This is a genomic window from Brevundimonas sp. (assembly GCF_036676055.1).
Classification (GTDB): Bacteria; Pseudomonadota; Alphaproteobacteria; order Caulobacterales; family Caulobacteraceae; genus Brevundimonas.
In genome coordinates this window covers 1-15,832 of record NZ_JAKFDS010000008.1, presented here as the reverse complement: position 1 = coordinate 15,832, position 15,832 = coordinate 1, and the positions used below count along the sequence as shown (strand labels likewise).

Genomic DNA, 15,832 nt, shown 5'->3' with positions numbered 1-15,832 from the left:
AGTCCTCCTGAGTGTTGTCGTTTGCGGGTCATCTAGCTCCGCCGGAGCCGGAAGTCACGCATTGTTACAGTCCGCGGCTTGGTCAGGCGGCATCCCTCGCACCGGCCGAAACTTCCCGGCCGCAGCCACCGAGAACAGCGAAGAGCCGGTCGATCTGGATCGGCTTGGTCAGGACGCCGTCGGCGCCCGCGGCCATGTATCGTTCGACATCCTCGGCGAAGGCGTTGGCCGTCAACATGTAGATCGGGGTGTCGGGCGCCATGCTCTCCGCCCGGATCCGCCGCACCGCTTCGATTCCGTCCATGACCGGCATGTTGGCGTCCATCAGGACGAGATCGAATCGTCCTCTCTCCAACTCACCCAAGGCGATAGCGCCGTTCTCGGCGAAGGTCAGGTCTACCCCGGCCGGGCCGAGCAAAACTTCCAGCACGCGGCGGTTCGCCGGATTGTCTTCGGCCGCGAGGACGCGCAGGCCGGGCGCCGCTTCCAGGTCCTCTTCAGTTGCCTCGAAAGCCTCACCGGCGGACGCGGTCTCGAACGGACAGGTGAACCAGAAACGGCTTCGTCCGCGGTCGTCGCGATCCGCGCCGATCTCGCCTCCCAGCAGCCGGACGTTGCCGGAACAGATGGACAGGCCCAATCCCGCGCCGCCCGCCTGCCGACCGGCTTCGGTTTGCTCAAAGGGCTGGAATATTCTGTCCCGATCTTCGTCGGCCACGCCCGGACCCTCGTCGATCACTTCCAGCCTGACCTGCTGACCTTCCGCGATGGCCCGAACGAGGACCTCACCGCCGCGCGGCGTGAACTTCAGGGCGTTGGAGATGAGGTTGACCAGGGTCTGTTCGAACCGTCCCTCGTCTGACCGGATGCGCTCGACCGTCAGCGCCGCGGCGTCGAGGGCCAGCGAGGCCCCCAATTCCTGGGCGTGAGGTGTCCAGATGCCGACGATCAAGCGCAGCTTGGCGCGAAGATCGAAATCGTCCATTCGCGCCACCGCCTGATCGATCCTCGACATGTCGAGCACGGCGTTGAGCAGGCGAAGCAGCATCTGGCCGGAGGCCAGGACTCCGTCGTTGAGCTCGTGCTGATCCGGGGTCAGAGGTTGGCGTTTCAGGGCTTCGGCCAGACCGAGCACCGCATTCAGCGGAGTGCGAACCTCGTGGCTGGTGACGGCGAGGAAAGCGGACTTGGCGCGGCTGGCCTGTTCCGCGGCGTCTCTCTGCGCGGCGAGATCCTGATTGTGACGATGGAGCCGGGCCGCGGCGCGATGCCGTTCCACGACCCGTCCAAGGACGGCCCCGATCTGGTCCAGGGTCTCAAGCAACTGAGGATCGGGAGGAACGGGTCGGCGTTGGAAGAACTCCAGCACGGCGGCGACCTCGTCGCCGATCAGGGCGGGGAAGGCGAACCCTGCTCGCAGGCCGCTTTCGCGCGCGCTCGCGGCCCGCGGGAAATTCTCCTCTACAGTGACGTCTTCGGCCCAGATGGCGCGGGCCTCGTTCAGGACCCGTCCCGGGAGCCCCACGCCCCGGGGAAAGGACATCGCGCGCGTCTGGACACGGAAGGGGGTGTCCTCGGCCTCCAGCGGATGCCAGACGCCCGAGGACACCAGCAGGCCGCTCACGTCCTCATCGGGAAACATCCAGACATGGCCCGTCGGCCAGCCGGCGTGGTCGCATATGCGTTCGACGGCGAACCTGAACGCATCAGCCGGATCCTCCATGTGATTGGCGGCGGCGGCCACGGCCTGGATCAATTCCAGGCGTCGCTGCTGTTCGAACAGGCTCCGGGTGCCGCCTTCCGCGATCCGTTCGGCCTCGCGGCGCGCCTCTCGCTCCCTCGCGAGGCGGCGTTCAAGGCGGGCGATGCGCTCTTCCGGGGTCGGTTCAGGCGGGGGGGCTGTCAAGCGGCTTCGTCCCGGGCCGCCATCGGCGACCATGTCAGGGCAAAGGAGCATTGCGGATCCCCCTGCTGGGTGCAGCGGAGGTGGCGGAAGTCGACCGGCTGGCCGAACCAGGCTGCCGCGCCCTCGACGAAGCCCTGCGCCAGCGCGCACATGTTGCGCGCCGACAGGTAGTCCATGATCAGATCGCCCGACGCGTCGGTATGCATGTGAAAGTGCGGACAGGCCGCGCCGGGATAGAGCTTGCGCACCTCGGCGTGGATGATGTGGTTCACGCCCTCGACGAAAGTCCGTCCGTCTTCGCTGCCCGTGAAGAAGGCGGGATAGAGCTCGGCGAGGACCGGGATTGCGTTCTGGCCGAACCAGCGCAGGACCTGGTCGCGGTCGAGGGAGAGCGCCGCCATCGCGGCGGCCACCAGCGCCTCGATCTCCTCATCCGGATAGTTTCCCAGCGAGGTGTAGACCCCGGACACGCCCGAGGCGTCGATCAGGACGTCCCAGGTCTCGGGGCCGAAGGCCCGGCCGACCGCCTCCTCCAACAGGTTGAAGACTACGCCCTTCATAAGACTCTCCCGCAAGAAGGAGGGAGACTTTAGCCGCGAGCCGACACCACAACCTTAACGCTGGCGTATGAGATTTGCCCGGGCCCTCAGGCCGACCGCAGCGCCTCGACGCCGGGCAGGGCCTTGCCTTCCATCCATTCGAGAAACGCGCCGCCGGCGGTCGAGACGAAGGTCATGTCGTCCGCCACGCCCGCGTGATGCAGCGCGGCGACGGTGTCGCCGCCGCCGCCGACCGCCGTCAGGACCCCGGCCTTGGCCAGCGCGGCTGCATGGTGGGCGACCGCGACCGTAGCCGCGTCGAAAGGGGGAACCTCGAACACGCCCAGCGGCCCGTTCCAGATCAGCGTCTTCGAGGCTGTCAGGGCTTCGACGAGGCGGGCGACGCTGGCTGGGCCGGCGTCGAGAATCTTGTCGTCGTCCGACAGCGGCTGGCCGGCGACAACGGCGCGGGCGGCGGTGCCGGGCTTGACCTCGGTCGCGACGACGAAGTCCACGGGGAGCAGGATTTCGCAGCCTCGAGCCGCGGCCTCGGTCAGGATTTCGCGAGCGGTGTCCGCCATGTCGCGCTCGGCCAGCGAGCCGCCGATATCGACGCCTTGGGCGAACAGGAAGGTGTTGGCCATGCCGCCGCCGATGGCCAGACGGTCGAGCTTGCCGACCAGGTTCTTCAGCAGGTCCAGCTTGGTCGAGACCTTGGCCCCGCCGACGATGCCGATGACCGGCTTCTGCGGCTTGCCCAGTGCAGCGTCGAGGGCGTCGAGTTCGCGCCGCATCGACTCGCCTGCATAGGCGGGCAGCCGCCGCGCCAGGCCCTCCGTTGAGGCGTGGGCCCGGTGCGCGGCCGAGAAGGCATCATTGACGTACAGGTCGCCCAGTTCCGCCAGCTGCGCCGCGAAGACCGGGTCGTTCTTCTCCTCGCCGGCGTGGAAACGGACGTTCTCCAGCAGCACCACGCCGCCGGCGTCGACATCGGCGATCATCGCCTTCGCCTCGTCGCCGACGCAGTCCTCGGCGAACCGCACCGGCGCGCCCAGCAGCCGCTCCAGATCGTCGACCACCGGCCGCAGGCTCATCGACGGCACGCGCTGTCCCTTGGGCCGGTCGAAATGCGCCAGCAGGACGACCTTCGCGCCCGCGTCGCGCAGCTTCTCTATGGTGGGGATCGCCACCCGCAGCCGGGTGTCTTCCGTCACCTTCCCGCCCTCCATCGGCACATTGAAGTCCACGCGGACCAGCGCGGTCTTGCCGGCGAGGGAGGGGGCGTCGTCGAGGGTGCGGAAGGTCATCGGGCAGTTCCTGTCTTCTCCCTGTTCGCGCTGCGAATGGGGAGGTGGCGCGACGCGGCTTCGCGTCGTGTCGGAGGGGCGGGTAGCCCCAGGCTCGGTGCAGCGGACAGCGCCACTCCACCGCTTCGCGGTCCCCCTCCCCATCGCCTTGCGACGGGGAGGAGACGCCTTGGTTAGATGAACTTCGCCATCACCAGCGCCGTATCGGCCATCCGCGTCGCGAAGCCCCATTCGTTGTCGTACCAGCTCAGCACCCGGGCCAGCTTGCCGTCGACCACCTGGGTCTGGGGCAGGGCGGCGGTCGACGAGGCGGCGATGTGGTTCAGGTCCGTCGACACCACCGGATCGGTGGTCGTCGCCAGCACGCCCTTCATCGCACCGTCGGCGGCGGCCTGAAGCGCCTTGTTGATCTCTTCCACCGTGACCTCGCGGCCGGCCACGACCTTCAGGTCGACGACCGAGACGTTCGGGGTCGGCACCCGGATCGACGATCCGTCCAGCTTGCCCTTCAGTTCCGGCAGCACCAGGCCCAGGGCCTTGGCGGCGCCGGTCGAGGTCGGGATCATCGACAGGGCGGCCGCGCGGCCCCGGTAGAGGTCCTTGTGCATCGTATCCAGCGTCGGCTGGTCGCCGGTGTAGGCGTGGATGGTGGTCATGTAGCCGCGCTCAATGCCGAACAGGTCGTTCAGCACCTTGGCGACCGGGGCCAGGGCGTTGGTGGTGCACGAGCCGTTCGAGACCACGATGTCGTCGGCGGTCAGGACGTCGTGGTTGACCTTGTAGACGATGGTCTTGTCAGCGCCGTCAGCGGGGGCCGAGACCAGCACCCGCTTGGCGCCGGCCTTGAGGTGGGCGCTGGCCTTGTCCTTCGAGGTGAACAGGCCGGTGCACTCGAAGGCGATATCGACGTTCAGATCCTTGTGCGGCAGCTCTTCCGGGTTGCGGATCGCGGTCACCTTGATCTTGCCGAGGCCGACGTCGATCCAGTCCTCGCCGCTCTCGACCGTGCCGGGGAAGCGGCCGTGCACCGAGTCATACTTCAGCAGGTGGGCGTTGGTGGCCACCGGCCCCAGATCGTTGATCGCCACCACCTCGATGTCCCGACGGCCGTGCTCGACGATCGAGCGCAGGACGAGGCGGCCGATGCGGCCGAAACCGTTGATGGCGACGCGGACGGTCATGGGGCGGGCTCCTGAAGCATGATTTGCGGTTGGCGCTTCAATGGAACCGGCGGCCCGCCGTTTCAACCCCGCTGCTGTAACAAGGCGTGATGAACTGTAACGCTTCGATTCGTCCGCCGTCAGTCAACGGGCGGTCGGCGCGATCGGCAGGTCAAGGCGTGCGGTGAGACCGCCGCCGTTGCGGGAGGTCAGGATGACGTCGCCGCCATGCGCCCGGGCTGCCTGCCGGGCCACGGTCAGGCCGAGGCCGGCGCCGCCGGTTTCCCGATTGCGCGATCGTTCGCCGCGATGGAAGGGTTCGAACACCGTCTCCAGTTCGCCCACGTCGATTCCAGGGCCGTCGTCCTCGACCTCGACGATGGCCCGGCCATCGTGGGCGAAGGTCTTCACCCGCGCCGCGCCGCCGAATTTGATCGCGTTCGAGATAAGGTTGGTCAGCGCCCGGCGCAGACTCGCGGCGTCCCCTTCGACCGGCAATGCGCGGCCGCCCCCGAAGCTCACCGCCGCGCCGGTCTCGGCGAAACCGTTGGCGCAGTCCGCGGCCAGGGCGTCCAGATCCAGAGGCTCGCGGCGCTCCGGCGTCGTCTCGCCCCGCACGAACGCCATGGCCTGGGCGATCAGGGCGTCCATCTCCTCGATGTCGGCCGCCATCCGGTCGCGGACCGCGTCGGGCGCCTGTTCGGCCCGGAAGCGCAGCCGGGTCAGGGGCGTGCGCAGGTCGTGCGCGATCGCCGCGATGGTCTGGGTTCGCTGCCGGATGTGATTGCGTAACGACGCCTGCATGTCGTTGAAGACGTGGATCGCGGTGCGCACCTCGCTCGGCCCGGACGGCGCCAGCGGTTCGGCGTCCGGGTCGGCGCCCAGCCGTTCCGCCGCCTCGGCGAAGACCCGGATCGGGCGAGTCAACCGCCGGGCCATCCACCACACGACCGGCGCCAGCAGCAGCATCGACAGCGCCAGCGCCAGGAGCATCTGGCGTTGCCACGGCGATATGAGCCCCCGCGGCGGCTCAACCGTGGCCCAGCGGCCGTCATCCAGCCTCAACGAGGCCGAGAAGGGGGCGAAGGTCAGCCGTTCGGCGATCACGGTGAAGCGACGGGATTCAGTGTCGATGATGACCGGACTCACAGCGCCGGATCCGTGCTGCGCCCGGACTTCCGTCTGCAGGCTGATCACCCCGTTGACCTTGGGCGCCGCGGTCGTCGACCCCGATGCAGAGGGTGAGGAAACTACGGCCTCGTCGCCGCGGCGGACGAAGACGAAGTTGGTCGCGTCGGCAGCCTCACCCGGGCGGGGAGCCGGTGCAACGGGCATCGGCGCGCGCTTCCTCGCGGGCCGTTCTATGGCGACCACGACCTGATCCGTAGGGACCCCCAGGCTCTGGGCGAGGCCGGCGCGGAGGGCCAGGGCCAGCGGGTTGTCCGTCTCCCGATCGCGCGAGATCATCGGCGCTTCGGAAAGCCTGCGGCGCAGGGCGCGTCCGTCGGCGGTCTCGGCCGCCTCCCCCTTCAGGGCACGGGCGGCGGTTTCGATGCTGAAGCCGGCGGGTCGAGGCTCCGGCGACAGCACAAGCACGCCGAACGCTACGGCGTGGGACAGGACGATGGCGAACGCCGCCAGCGCCGCCACCTGGATCATCACCGGCAGGGAGGAGGGCCGTCTCAAGCGGCGCCCCTGTGCCGCTCGACCCTGACATCGAACCTGTAGCCCTCGCCGCGCAGGGTGTGGATCATTTCCAGCCCGGACCCGTCGTCCAGCTTCTTGCGCAGGCGGCTGATCTGCACGTCCATGGCGCGGTCGAAGACGTCGGCGTCCGCCCCCCGCGCGTGTTCCAGCAACTGGTCGCGGCTCATGATCCGTCCCGGTCGCTCGGCGAAGGCCCTCAGCAAGGCGAACTCGCCGGCCGACAGACCCACCAGCTCTCCATCGGGCCGCGTCAACTCGCGCCGTAACAGATCCAGCCGCCAACCCGCGAAAGCGAGGCAGGGCCCCTCCGGTTGGGCCGGCTCTCGCGGGCGCCGCAGCACCGCGCGTACCCGGGCCAACAGCTCGCGCGGGTTGCAGGGCTTGGCCAGATAGTCGTCCGCTCCCAGTTCCAGGCCGATAATCCGGTCCGTATCCTCACCCATGGCCGACAGCATGACGATCGGCGGTCCCTTGCCCGCAAGGCGCCGGCACACGGACAGTCCGTCCTCACCCGGCATCATCACGTCCAGCACCACCAGATCCGGCGCGCGGACGGCCATGGCCCTGTCCATCTCGGCGGCCGTGGCCGCGCCCTCGGCTGCATAGCCGTGCTGGGCCAGATAATCGGTCAGCACCTCCCGGATGCCGGGGTCGTCGTCGACAACCAGGATGCGCGGGGCGGCTTCGGCTTGCATGACGGCCATAGTGACGTCCTGTCCTCGCGCCGTCATTTCAGGATTGAAACAATTCGGGCCCCGCCTGAAACACGGCCGAAAGCCGGGCATGGTCCAAGGGGGCAGTCCTGACCACCGGGAGCAGACCGCCCATGTTGACCCTGATCGCACTGACCGCCGTCCTGATGCAGGATCCGCCGCCGCCGCCGCCCGCGCCGCCGGAAACCCGGACCCGGGTCATGGTCATCGGACCCCAGGGTCCTGGCTCGCTCGATAAGGATGGCGACGGCCAGGTCTCCCGCGAGGAGTTCGCCGCGCCGATGAACGATCATTTCGGCCGGATGGACAAGGACGGGGACGGCCGCCTGTCGACCGACGAACTGTCGACCGGAGCCGGAATGGCCGAAGATGGAGCCGTCATGATCCGGCGCGGCGGCGACGGCCACCACTTTGAACTGCGGCGCTCCGCCGACGGTCCGGGCGGGGAGCGGACCATGGTGTTCGCCGGCGGCCCGGGCGGCGAACCGGGCGAACGCGAGATCGTCATTCACGCCCCCGGCGGCCCTGGCGCGCCCCACATCTTCCATGCGCCCGGTCACGGCGGCCCCGGCGGCCCCGGCGGCCCCGGCGGCCCCGGCGGCGATGCGCGGTTCGAGATCCGCACCATCGGCGGCCCGGGGAATGGCCCCGGCGAGATGGACAAGGACGGCGACGGCCGGCTCAGCGAGGCCGAGTTCACCGCCCCCCTGCGCGACGCCTTCGCCCGCATGGACGCCGATCACTCCGGCTTCATCGAGGAGGGCGAGCGCGGCGACGGAGATGTCCGCGTTTTCACCCATCGCATGGAGACGCGTCGCGAGGGCGAGGATTGACCGCACCCGGCGCATTCGTGATTTGAGGAACCGGGGTTCGCCGCCCTAACGTGGCGACATGAACCTCCGCCGCCTCATTCTCCGACTGACCGGATCAGCCGCGATAAGCCTTGCGCTCGTCGCGGCCCCGGCCCTGGCGCGCGACCCCCGCCCGGCGGCTGAGGCGACCGCCGCGGTCGCTCCCGCTCCGCCGTCCCGCGAGCGGGTCCGTATGAACCAGCGCGTCTTTGACCGCGTCTGGAACGAGGTTCGCGGCCAATACTACGATCCGGGACTCCATGGCGTGGACTGGGGCGAGGCTCGCCGCACCTTCCGACCGCGGGCGCTCGCCGCGCCGGACGACCGGACGCTGTATCGCGCGCTCGGCGAGATGCTGGCCCTGCTGGACGACGATCACGCCAGCGCCTCGGCCCCCGCGATCGCCCGGCGTCTGGATACCATGCGCCAGGCCCGGCCCGCCATCGGCGTCACCCTGCGTCCGGACGCCGCCGACCCCGGCTTCTATGTTGTTGAGACGGTCCGCGAGGGGTCTCCCGCCGAAGCGGCCGGCGTCGCCGCCGGCTGGCGTCTGGACACGACCCGTCCCGGCGTCTGGCACCCCGAACTGGACGTCGTCGAGGACCAGACCGTCACCCTCGTCTTCTTCGATCCCGACGGCGCGGTCCGAACCGTGACTGTCACCCCCCGGGTCATGCAGCCGCGGCCGCCGTTCGTGGCTGATCTGTCCCGCCCCGGTGTGGCGGTTCTGCGTATCGACGCCTTCGACCCCGGCCTCGGAGACTGGGTGGGACGTCAGCTGGCGGCCCTGCCGTCCGGAACGGACATCGTCCTCGACCTGCGCGGCAATCCCGGCGGGCGTCTGCTCGAGGCGGATGCGCTGCTGAGCTGTTTCCTGCCCCGGGACCTCGCCTGGGCCACCCGCACCACCCGCGGAGGTCAGGCGATCGTGCTGAAGACCGCCGGCGGCTGCGGCGAACTCGACGGGCCCGCCGCCAACGAGGTCGCCGTTCTCGTCGACGCCAAGAGCCGCAGCGCCGCCGAACTGACGCCCGCCGCCCTGCAGGAGGCCCGGCGCGCCGTGGTGGTCGGGGAACAGACCGCCGGCGCCGTGCTGATCTCGCAGGACACCCGGCTGCCGGACGGCGGCCGTCTCAGTCTCAGCCGCTCCGATTTCGTCACCGCCGGCGGGGTGCGTCTCGAGAAGCGCGGCGTGACGCCGGACCTCCCCGCGCCGGTCGTGGGCGAGGACGCGGATCAGGATCCGGCGCTTGAACTCGCCATCGCCGCCCTGTCCGGATCGGCCGAGGCGCAGGTCCGCGCCGCACAGGCTCCTGCGCTTTAGCCGACGACGGGCCTCACCCTCAACGCCGCCTCCCGGGCCCGCTCGCGCGCTTCTTCGACGGTCGCGCCCCGCGCGGTCGCCACGCCCATGCGCCGGCGCTCATAGCTTTCCGGCTTGCCGAACAGCCGCAGGTCCGCGGTCGGGATCGCCAGGGCCTCGGCCACGCCTTCGAAGGCGACGCCCGCCGCGTCCACACCTCCGTAGATGACCGCGCTCGCCCCGGGCTCGCGCTGGCTGACGTCGACAGGCAGACCCAGGATGGCGCGGGCGTGCAGGGCGAACTCGCTCATGGTCTGGGTCGCCAGGGTCACCAGCCCCGTATCGTGGGGACGCGGCGACACCTCCGAGAACCACACCTGATCGCCCTTGATGAACAGCTCGACGCCGAACACGCCCAGCCCGCCGAGAGCGTCCGTGACCTTGCCGGCGATGTCCTGCGCCGCCGCGAGCGCGGCCGGCGTCATCGCCTGCGGCTGCCAGCTCTCGACATAGTCGCCCTTGACCTGCCGGTGGCCGATCGGGGCGCAGAAGTCGGTCCGGACAGCGCCGTCTCTCATCGACCGCACCGTCAGCAGGGTGATCTCGAAATCGAAGTCGATCCGGCCCTCGACGATGACCCGCGCCGTCTCGACCCGCCCGGCCGACTGCGCATAGGCCCAGGCGTTGCCCGCATCCTCGACCGTCTCGACCATCGATTGGCCCTTGCCCGAGGACGACATCACCGGCTTGACGAACACCGGCAGTCCGATCCGGTGCGCCGCCGCGGCCAGCTCGTCCGCGCTGCCGACGAAAGCGTAGGGCGAGGTCGGCAGGCCCAATTCCTCCGCGGCCAGCCGCCGGATGCCCTCACGGTTCATGGTCAGGTGGACGGCCCGCGCCGTCGGAATGACCACGGCGTGCCCGGCCGCCTCGACCTCGACCAGGACGTCGGTGGCGATGGCCTCGATCTCCGGCACGATGATGTGCGGGTGCTCGGCGGCGATGAGGCCGGCCAGGACATGCGGGTCGGTCATCGGGATGACGTGGCTGCGGTGCGCCACCTGCATCGCCGGCGCATTCGGATAGCGGTCGACCGCGATCACCTCGACCCCGAGCCGCTGCAGCTCGATGGCCACTTCCTTGCCCAGCTCTCCGGCCCCCAGCAGCATGACGCGGGTGGCGGTGTCCGACAGGGGGGTGCCGATGCGCATGGTCAGTCTCCGGTGCGGGCGGGTTCGATCAGGTCCCAGGCGTTGCCGTACAGATCCTCGAACACGGCGACCACGCCATAGGGTTCGTGGCGGGGCGCCTCGCGGAACACCACGCCCGCTGCGGTCCAAGCCGCATGGTCGCGGGCGAAATCGTCGGTCTCAAGGAACAGCCAGACCCGGCCGCCGGCCTGATCGCCGACCCGCGCCGCCTGCCCAGGCGTCGTCGCCTTCGCCAGCAACAGGGCCGTCTGGCTACCCCGCGGTCGCACCGTCACCCAGCGCTTGCCGCCGCCCAGGTCGCTATCCTCGACCTGCTCGAATCCCAGCTTGCCGACATAGAAGGCCAGCGCCTCGTCATAGTCGCGCACCAGCAGGCTGACGGCGCCGATCCGGCTCATGAGACTAGAGCCGGGCCTTGACCGCCGCCACCACCGCCTCGGTGGTGATGCCGAACTTCTCGTACAGCACCTCGGCCGGCGCGCTGGCCCCGAAGCCGGTCATGCCGACGAAGCCGCCGTCCTCGCCGATGAACCGCTCCCAGCCCTGCTGGATGGCGGCCTCGACGGCGACCCGGACGGTGCCGCGGCCGATGACGCTGTCCTGATAGGCCTTCGGCTGCTGGAAGAAGAGCTCGAAGCAGGGGACGGAGACCACCCGCGTCGGGGTGCCTTCGGCCTCGAGGGTGTCGGCCGCCGCCAGCGCCAGCGGCACCTCGGTGCCGGTCGCGAACACGGTGGCCTTCGCCGCGCCCTTGGCGGCCCTCAGCTCATACGCGCCCTTGGCCGACAGGTTCTCCGACGCCGCGACCGTGCGCACCGCCGCCGTCTTCTGGCGCGACAGCGCCATCGCCGACGGCGCGCTCTTGTGCTCCAGCGCCAGCTTCCAGCACTCCATCGTCTCGATCGTGTCCGCGGGGCGGAACACCAGCAGGTTCGGAATGGCCCGCAGCGCCGCCAGATGCTCGACCGGCTGGTGCGTCGGCCCGTCCTCGCCCAGACCGATCGAGTCGTGGGTCAGCACATGGATGGCCCGCACGCCCATCAGGGCGCCGAGACGGATGGCCGGACGGCTGTAGTCCGAAAACACCATGAAGGTGCCGCCATAGGGGATGACCCCGCCGTGCAGCGCCATGCCGTTCATCGCCGCGGCCATGCCGAACTCGCGGATGCCCCAGTTGACGTAGCGCCCCTCATAGGTCGGCGCGTCGAGGATCGGCGTGCCCTTGACGAAGGTGTTGTTCGAGCCGGTCAGGTCGGCCGAGCCGCCGATCAGCTCCGGCACGGCGGCGAACAGCTCGTCCAGCGCCGCGCCTGACGACTGGCGCGTGGCCTGCGCCGGCTTGCTCTCGACCAGTTCGGCGATCTTCGCATCCAGCTTGGCGAAGGCCCCCTCGGGCAGGTCGCCCTTCATGGCGCGGGTGAAATCGGCCGCCTGCGTCGACGCCGCCAGCCGCGCTTCCCAGGCCTTGCGCTCCTTGGCCCCGCGACGTCCGACCTTCTTCCACGCCCTGTCGACGGCTTCCGGCAGTTCGAACGGCTCGTGGGTCCACGACAGGCCCAGCCGGGTGGCGGCGATCTCGGCCGCGCCCAAAGCGGCGCCGTGCGTCTTGTGGCTGCCTTCCATGGTGGCGGCGCCGCGACCGATCTTGGTCTTGCAGGCGATAAGAGTCGGCTTGTCCTGCCGCGTCGCCCACTGCAGGGCCGACTTGATGGCCTTCATGTCGTGGCCGTCGACCGCCTTCACCGCCCAGCCGGCGGCCTTGAAGCGCGCCTTCTGGTCGGTCGTGTCCGACAGCGACACCTTGCCGTCGATGGTGATCTCGTTGTCGTCCCACAGCACCGTCAGCTTGTTCAGCTTGTAGCGCCCGGCCAAGGCGATCGCCTCCTGAGACACGCCTTCCATCAGACAGCCGTCGCCGGCGATGACCCAGGTGCGGTGGTCGACCAGATCGGCGCCGTATTTCGCCGCCAGATGCCGCTCCGCCATGGCGAAGCCGACCGAGTTCGCCAGCCCCTGGCCCAGCGGCCCCGTGGTCGTCTCGACGCCCGGCATGTGGCCGTACTCGGGGTGCCCCGCCGTCTTCGAACCCCACTGGCGGAAGTTCGACAGCTCCTGCTTCGTCGCCGCCTTGTAGCCGGTCAGGTGCAGCAGGGCGTAGATCAGCATCGAGCCGTGCCCGGCCGACAGGATGAACCGGTCGCGGTCGGCCCAGTCGGGCTGGCTGGCGTCGAACTTCAGAAATTTCGAGAACAGCACCGTCGCCACGTCGGCCATGCCCATCGGCATGCCGGGGTGGCCGCTCTTCGCCTTCTCGACCCCATCCATGGCCAGGACGCGAATGGCGTCCGCCATCTGCTTCGGCGTGGCTTTTTCGGATACGGATTTGGCGTCGGTCACGGGGGGACCTTTCGTCGGAAGGCGGAAAAAGGGAGGCGCGCCGCTTTACCCCGACGCGCCAGCAGGTTCTATACGGATTCTGGAGGATATGATCTGCATGGACGCTGCATCGGCCGCCAAGGACCGGGTTGATCGCGCATTGGCGCTGCTCGAACGCCGCCTGATGGATCTGAAAAGCCGCGCCGCCGCCGGATCCGGCCGGACTCCGGACGACGACCTGTTCGCTCCCCAGCCCTCCAGCGAGACCGATCGCATCCGCATCCATGACCTTGAGTCCGCCGGACGCGACGCCGCCCAGGCGCTTGCCCGCGCCGCTGACGCCATCCGCGATGCGCTCGCTGAGCAGGAGAGCCGCTGATGGCGACGGTGACCGTCGAGATCAACGGCCGTCCCTACGCGGTTGGCTGCGCGGACGGGCAGGAGGAGCGGGTCCGTATTCTCGCCAAACAGTTCGACGGCCATGTCCGTCAGGTCGCCGGCGAGGTCGGACACGTGGGCGACATCCGCCTGTTCCTGATGGCCGGCCTGCTGCTGGCCGACGAACTGCATGAGGCGCGGCTGGCCAATCCGGCCTCCGAATCCGCCGCCGCCGCCTCGACGGACGGGGTGGCCGAGGCCCTGAACGCCGTCGCCGCCCGGCTGGAAAAGATCGCCCAGGGGCTCTGACCCAATTGCGGCCCAACCCTTTCGCCTTTGTCATTTGCGGAGATGTAATAGTGCTTATACATTTTCGCCCATGCCCCACTCCTTGCGCACACATGGCGTTCTTCTCCGCAGGCTGACCGAGCACCTCGATGGGGCGGTCGAGCGGTGGTACGCCCGCGCCGGGCTGGACTACCGGCCCCGCTTCACCCCCATCGTCCGCGCGCTGCTGGAGCGCGGCCCGCTCAGCCTTCGCGCCCTGTCCGACCACATCGGAGTCAGCCACTCGGCCGTCAGCCAGACCGTCACCCAGATGGGCGCCAGGGGCTGGGTCGCGCCCGGTCCGGGGCGGGATGGCCGGGAGCGCATCATCGCCCTGACGGCCTTCGCGATGGAGCGGCTGCCCCTGCTGGAACGCTGCTGGGCCGAAACCGAGACCGCCTCCCGAACCCTCGACGCCGACATCGGCCAGCCGCTCGCCGATGTCCTGATACGAGCGCTCGACGCCCTTGAATGCCGCCCCTTCGCCGACCGCCTGTCCGAGGCCTCGGCTCAGTCTTCCGGAGACAGCCTGTGAACCGCTTTCGCCTGATTCTTTCCCTGTCCGCGGCCGCCTGTCTGGCCGCGTCCCCGGCCCTCGCCCAGCAGGCCGCGCCGGTCGCGGTGGCCCGGGCGGAAGCCGCCGCCCCGCTGACCGCCGGTCAGCGGCAGGCCGCCGTGGCCTCCATCATTCAGTCGATCGAGGCCCGATACGTCTTTCCGGAACGGGCGCCCGCCATCCGCGACCGCCTCAACGAGGGCCTGGCGAGCGGACGCTACGACACCGACGACCGGAACGTCTTCGCCGAGCGCGTCACGGCCGACCTGCGCGCCGCCAGCGGTGACGGGCACGTCTATCTGACCCACGCCCCGGACCAGTACGCCGCCGCGCTCGGGGCGGAGGATGACGCGCAGGACAGCCCGGCGCTCCAGGCCATCTGGGCCGCCGCCGCCGTGCGCAGCAATCACGGCCTGACCGAGACGCGCATCCTGCCCGGCAACCTCCGCTATCTGCGGATCAGCCAGTTCCACTGGGTCCACGACCGCACCGGTCAGGCCTACGACGACGCCATGCGCTTCATGCGCGACGGCGACGCCCTGATCATCGATCTGCGCGGCAACGGGGGCGGGGATCATGCCGCCGTGCGGTACCTGCTCAGCCATTTCATGGAGCCGGACCAACTCGACATCACCTTCCTCGAGGCGGGCAAGGATCCGGTCCAGTCGCGCACGCTCGACAACCTTCCGGCGGGACGCGTGCGCGGCAAGCCGCTCTACGTCCTGATCGATCGGCGGGTCGGATCGGCGGCCGAGGCCTTCGCCTATGATGTCCAGCAGTTCCGGCTGGGAACCCTGATCGGCGCGACCACGGGCGGGGCGGCCAACAACAACACCTTCTTTCCCATCGCGCCGGGCTTCATGCTGAGCGTCTCCTACGGCCGTCCGGTCCACCCGGTGACCGGCGGGAACTGGGAGGCCGTCGGCGTCAGTCCGGATGTCGCCGTGGATCCGGAAACCGCGCTGGACGCCGCGATGGCCCAGGCGCTGCAAACCCTGCTCGCCCGCAGCGAGGCCGATCCGGTGGACCGCGCCGGCTGGGAGTGGGCCCGTGTCGCGATCGAGGCTCGCCTGCATCCGGTCCATCTGCCGCCCGAGCGTCTGAACGCCCTGGCGGGGAGCTATGGCGGACGGACCATCGTGTTCGAGGACGGCCGCTTGGTCTGGCGTCGCCCGAACGGCCGGACGGCCGCCCTGTCGCCTCTGACCGCCGATGGTCTGTTCGCCGTCGAGGGAACCGACGACCGGCTGCGCATGCGCCTGACCGGGGACGCGCTTGAAGTACAGCGGATTGACGAGCCCGCCCCCTCCCGTTTCGCACGGGATTGACGCGGCCCGCCATTGTTCCGCCCCGCCCGAACGACTATCTTGCCCGACGGCGGGTCCTGCTGCGGCCCTCGTCGAAGGCAACATTTCCTCGCGACCTTAATTCACTCGAAGGGAGCTGTCCCTGATCAGGCCCGTGGGCCTGGGCACACGGCGCCCACCTGGCTACCCAG

General features: G+C 69.7%; 15 protein-coding genes. 6 read left to right on the top strand and 9 right to left on the bottom strand.

Annotated features, from left to right (window positions below; all coding sequences use genetic code 11):
- Positions 1–82: 82 nt before the first annotated feature.
- The 6 genes from V6M45_RS01130 to V6M45_RS01105 form a co-directional block, all read right to left on the bottom strand.
- Complete coding sequence (locus V6M45_RS01130; RefSeq protein ID WP_332653407.1) at positions 83–1,906, bottom strand: response regulator; 1,824 nt, start codon at positions 1,904–1,906, stop codon at positions 83–85.
- Positions 1,903–2,466 carry a heme NO-binding domain-containing protein gene (locus V6M45_RS01125; RefSeq protein ID WP_332653405.1) on the bottom strand — a complete coding sequence of 188 codons (564 nt, stop codon included), beginning with the start codon at positions 2,464–2,466 and terminating at the stop codon, positions 1,903–1,905. The genes V6M45_RS01130 and V6M45_RS01125 overlap by 4 nt, the downstream gene beginning before the upstream one ends.
- An 86-nt stretch (positions 2,467–2,552) precedes the next feature.
- A complete protein-coding gene (locus V6M45_RS01120) occupies positions 2,553–3,752 on the bottom strand; it encodes a phosphoglycerate kinase (RefSeq protein ID WP_332653402.1) in 1,200 nt (399 codons plus the stop codon).
- A gap of 173 nt (positions 3,753–3,925) precedes the next feature.
- On the bottom strand, positions 3,926–4,933 hold the full coding sequence (gene gap / locus V6M45_RS01115) for a type I glyceraldehyde-3-phosphate dehydrogenase (RefSeq protein ID WP_332653400.1): 1,008 nt from the start codon (positions 4,931–4,933) through the stop codon (positions 3,926–3,928).
- 123 nt (positions 4,934–5,056) lie between these two features.
- Positions 5,057–6,598 carry an ATP-binding protein gene (locus V6M45_RS01110; protein WP_332653398.1) on the bottom strand — a complete coding sequence of 514 codons (1,542 nt, stop codon included), beginning with the start codon at positions 6,596–6,598 and terminating at the stop codon, positions 5,057–5,059.
- A complete protein-coding gene (locus V6M45_RS01105) occupies positions 6,595–7,323 on the bottom strand; it encodes a response regulator (RefSeq protein WP_332653397.1) in 729 nt (242 codons plus the stop codon). The genes V6M45_RS01110 and V6M45_RS01105 overlap by 4 nt, the downstream gene beginning before the upstream one ends.
- Before the next feature lie 122 nt (positions 7,324–7,445).
- Between V6M45_RS01105 and V6M45_RS01100 the strand changes: the two genes are divergently transcribed.
- Both V6M45_RS01100 and V6M45_RS01095 read left to right on the top strand, forming a co-directional pair.
- Entirely contained in the window at positions 7,446–8,165 is a 720-nt protein-coding gene (locus V6M45_RS01100; protein WP_332653395.1) for a hypothetical protein, read from the top strand.
- Positions 8,166–8,376: 211 nt separating this feature from the next.
- Positions 8,377–9,507, top strand: coding sequence for a S41 family peptidase (locus V6M45_RS01095; protein WP_332653394.1), 1,131 nt, complete (start codon positions 8,377–8,379; stop codon positions 9,505–9,507).
- Here the strand turns inward: V6M45_RS01095 and purT are convergent.
- Genes purT through tkt form a run of 3 tightly spaced genes read right to left on the bottom strand, consistent with a single transcriptional unit; the run spans position 9,504 to position 13,094 of the window.
- Positions 9,504–10,697 carry a formate-dependent phosphoribosylglycinamide formyltransferase gene (gene purT / locus V6M45_RS01090; protein ID WP_332653392.1) on the bottom strand — a complete coding sequence of 398 codons (1,194 nt, stop codon included), beginning with the start codon at positions 10,695–10,697 and terminating at the stop codon, positions 9,504–9,506. The two genes, V6M45_RS01095 and purT, sit on opposite strands and share 4 nt — an antisense overlap.
- 2 nt (positions 10,698–10,699) lie before the next feature.
- The gene (locus V6M45_RS01085) at positions 10,700–11,095 is read right to left on the bottom strand and encodes a VOC family protein (RefSeq protein WP_332653390.1); all 396 of its coding nucleotides are present in this window, start codon (positions 11,093–11,095) and stop codon (positions 10,700–10,702) included.
- Positions 11,096–11,099: 4 nt separating this feature from the next.
- Positions 11,100–13,094: a transketolase gene (tkt, locus tag V6M45_RS01080; protein ID WP_332653388.1), complete on the bottom strand. Its 1,995-nt coding sequence runs from the start codon at positions 13,092–13,094 to the stop codon at positions 11,100–11,102.
- Positions 13,095–13,191: 97 nt separating this feature from the next.
- Here tkt and V6M45_RS01075 point away from each other — a divergent pair, with 97 nt between their 5' ends.
- From V6M45_RS01075 to V6M45_RS01060, 4 genes are all read left to right on the top strand, one after another.
- A complete protein-coding gene (locus V6M45_RS01075) occupies positions 13,192–13,452 on the top strand; it encodes a hypothetical protein (protein ID WP_332653386.1) in 261 nt (86 codons plus the stop codon).
- Positions 13,452–13,760: a cell division protein ZapA gene (locus tag V6M45_RS01070; protein WP_332653384.1), complete on the top strand. Its 309-nt coding sequence runs from the start codon at positions 13,452–13,454 to the stop codon at positions 13,758–13,760. The genes V6M45_RS01075 and V6M45_RS01070 overlap by 1 nt, the downstream gene beginning before the upstream one ends.
- A 70-nt stretch (positions 13,761–13,830) precedes the next feature.
- A complete protein-coding gene (locus tag V6M45_RS01065; protein WP_332653383.1) occupies positions 13,831–14,313 on the top strand; it encodes a MarR family winged helix-turn-helix transcriptional regulator in 483 nt (160 codons plus the stop codon).
- Complete coding sequence (locus V6M45_RS01060) at positions 14,310–15,662, top strand: S41 family peptidase (RefSeq protein WP_332653381.1); 1,353 nt, start codon at positions 14,310–14,312, stop codon at positions 15,660–15,662. Before V6M45_RS01065 ends, V6M45_RS01060 begins: the two co-directional genes overlap by 4 nt.
- Positions 15,663–15,832: the final 170 nt, after the last annotated feature.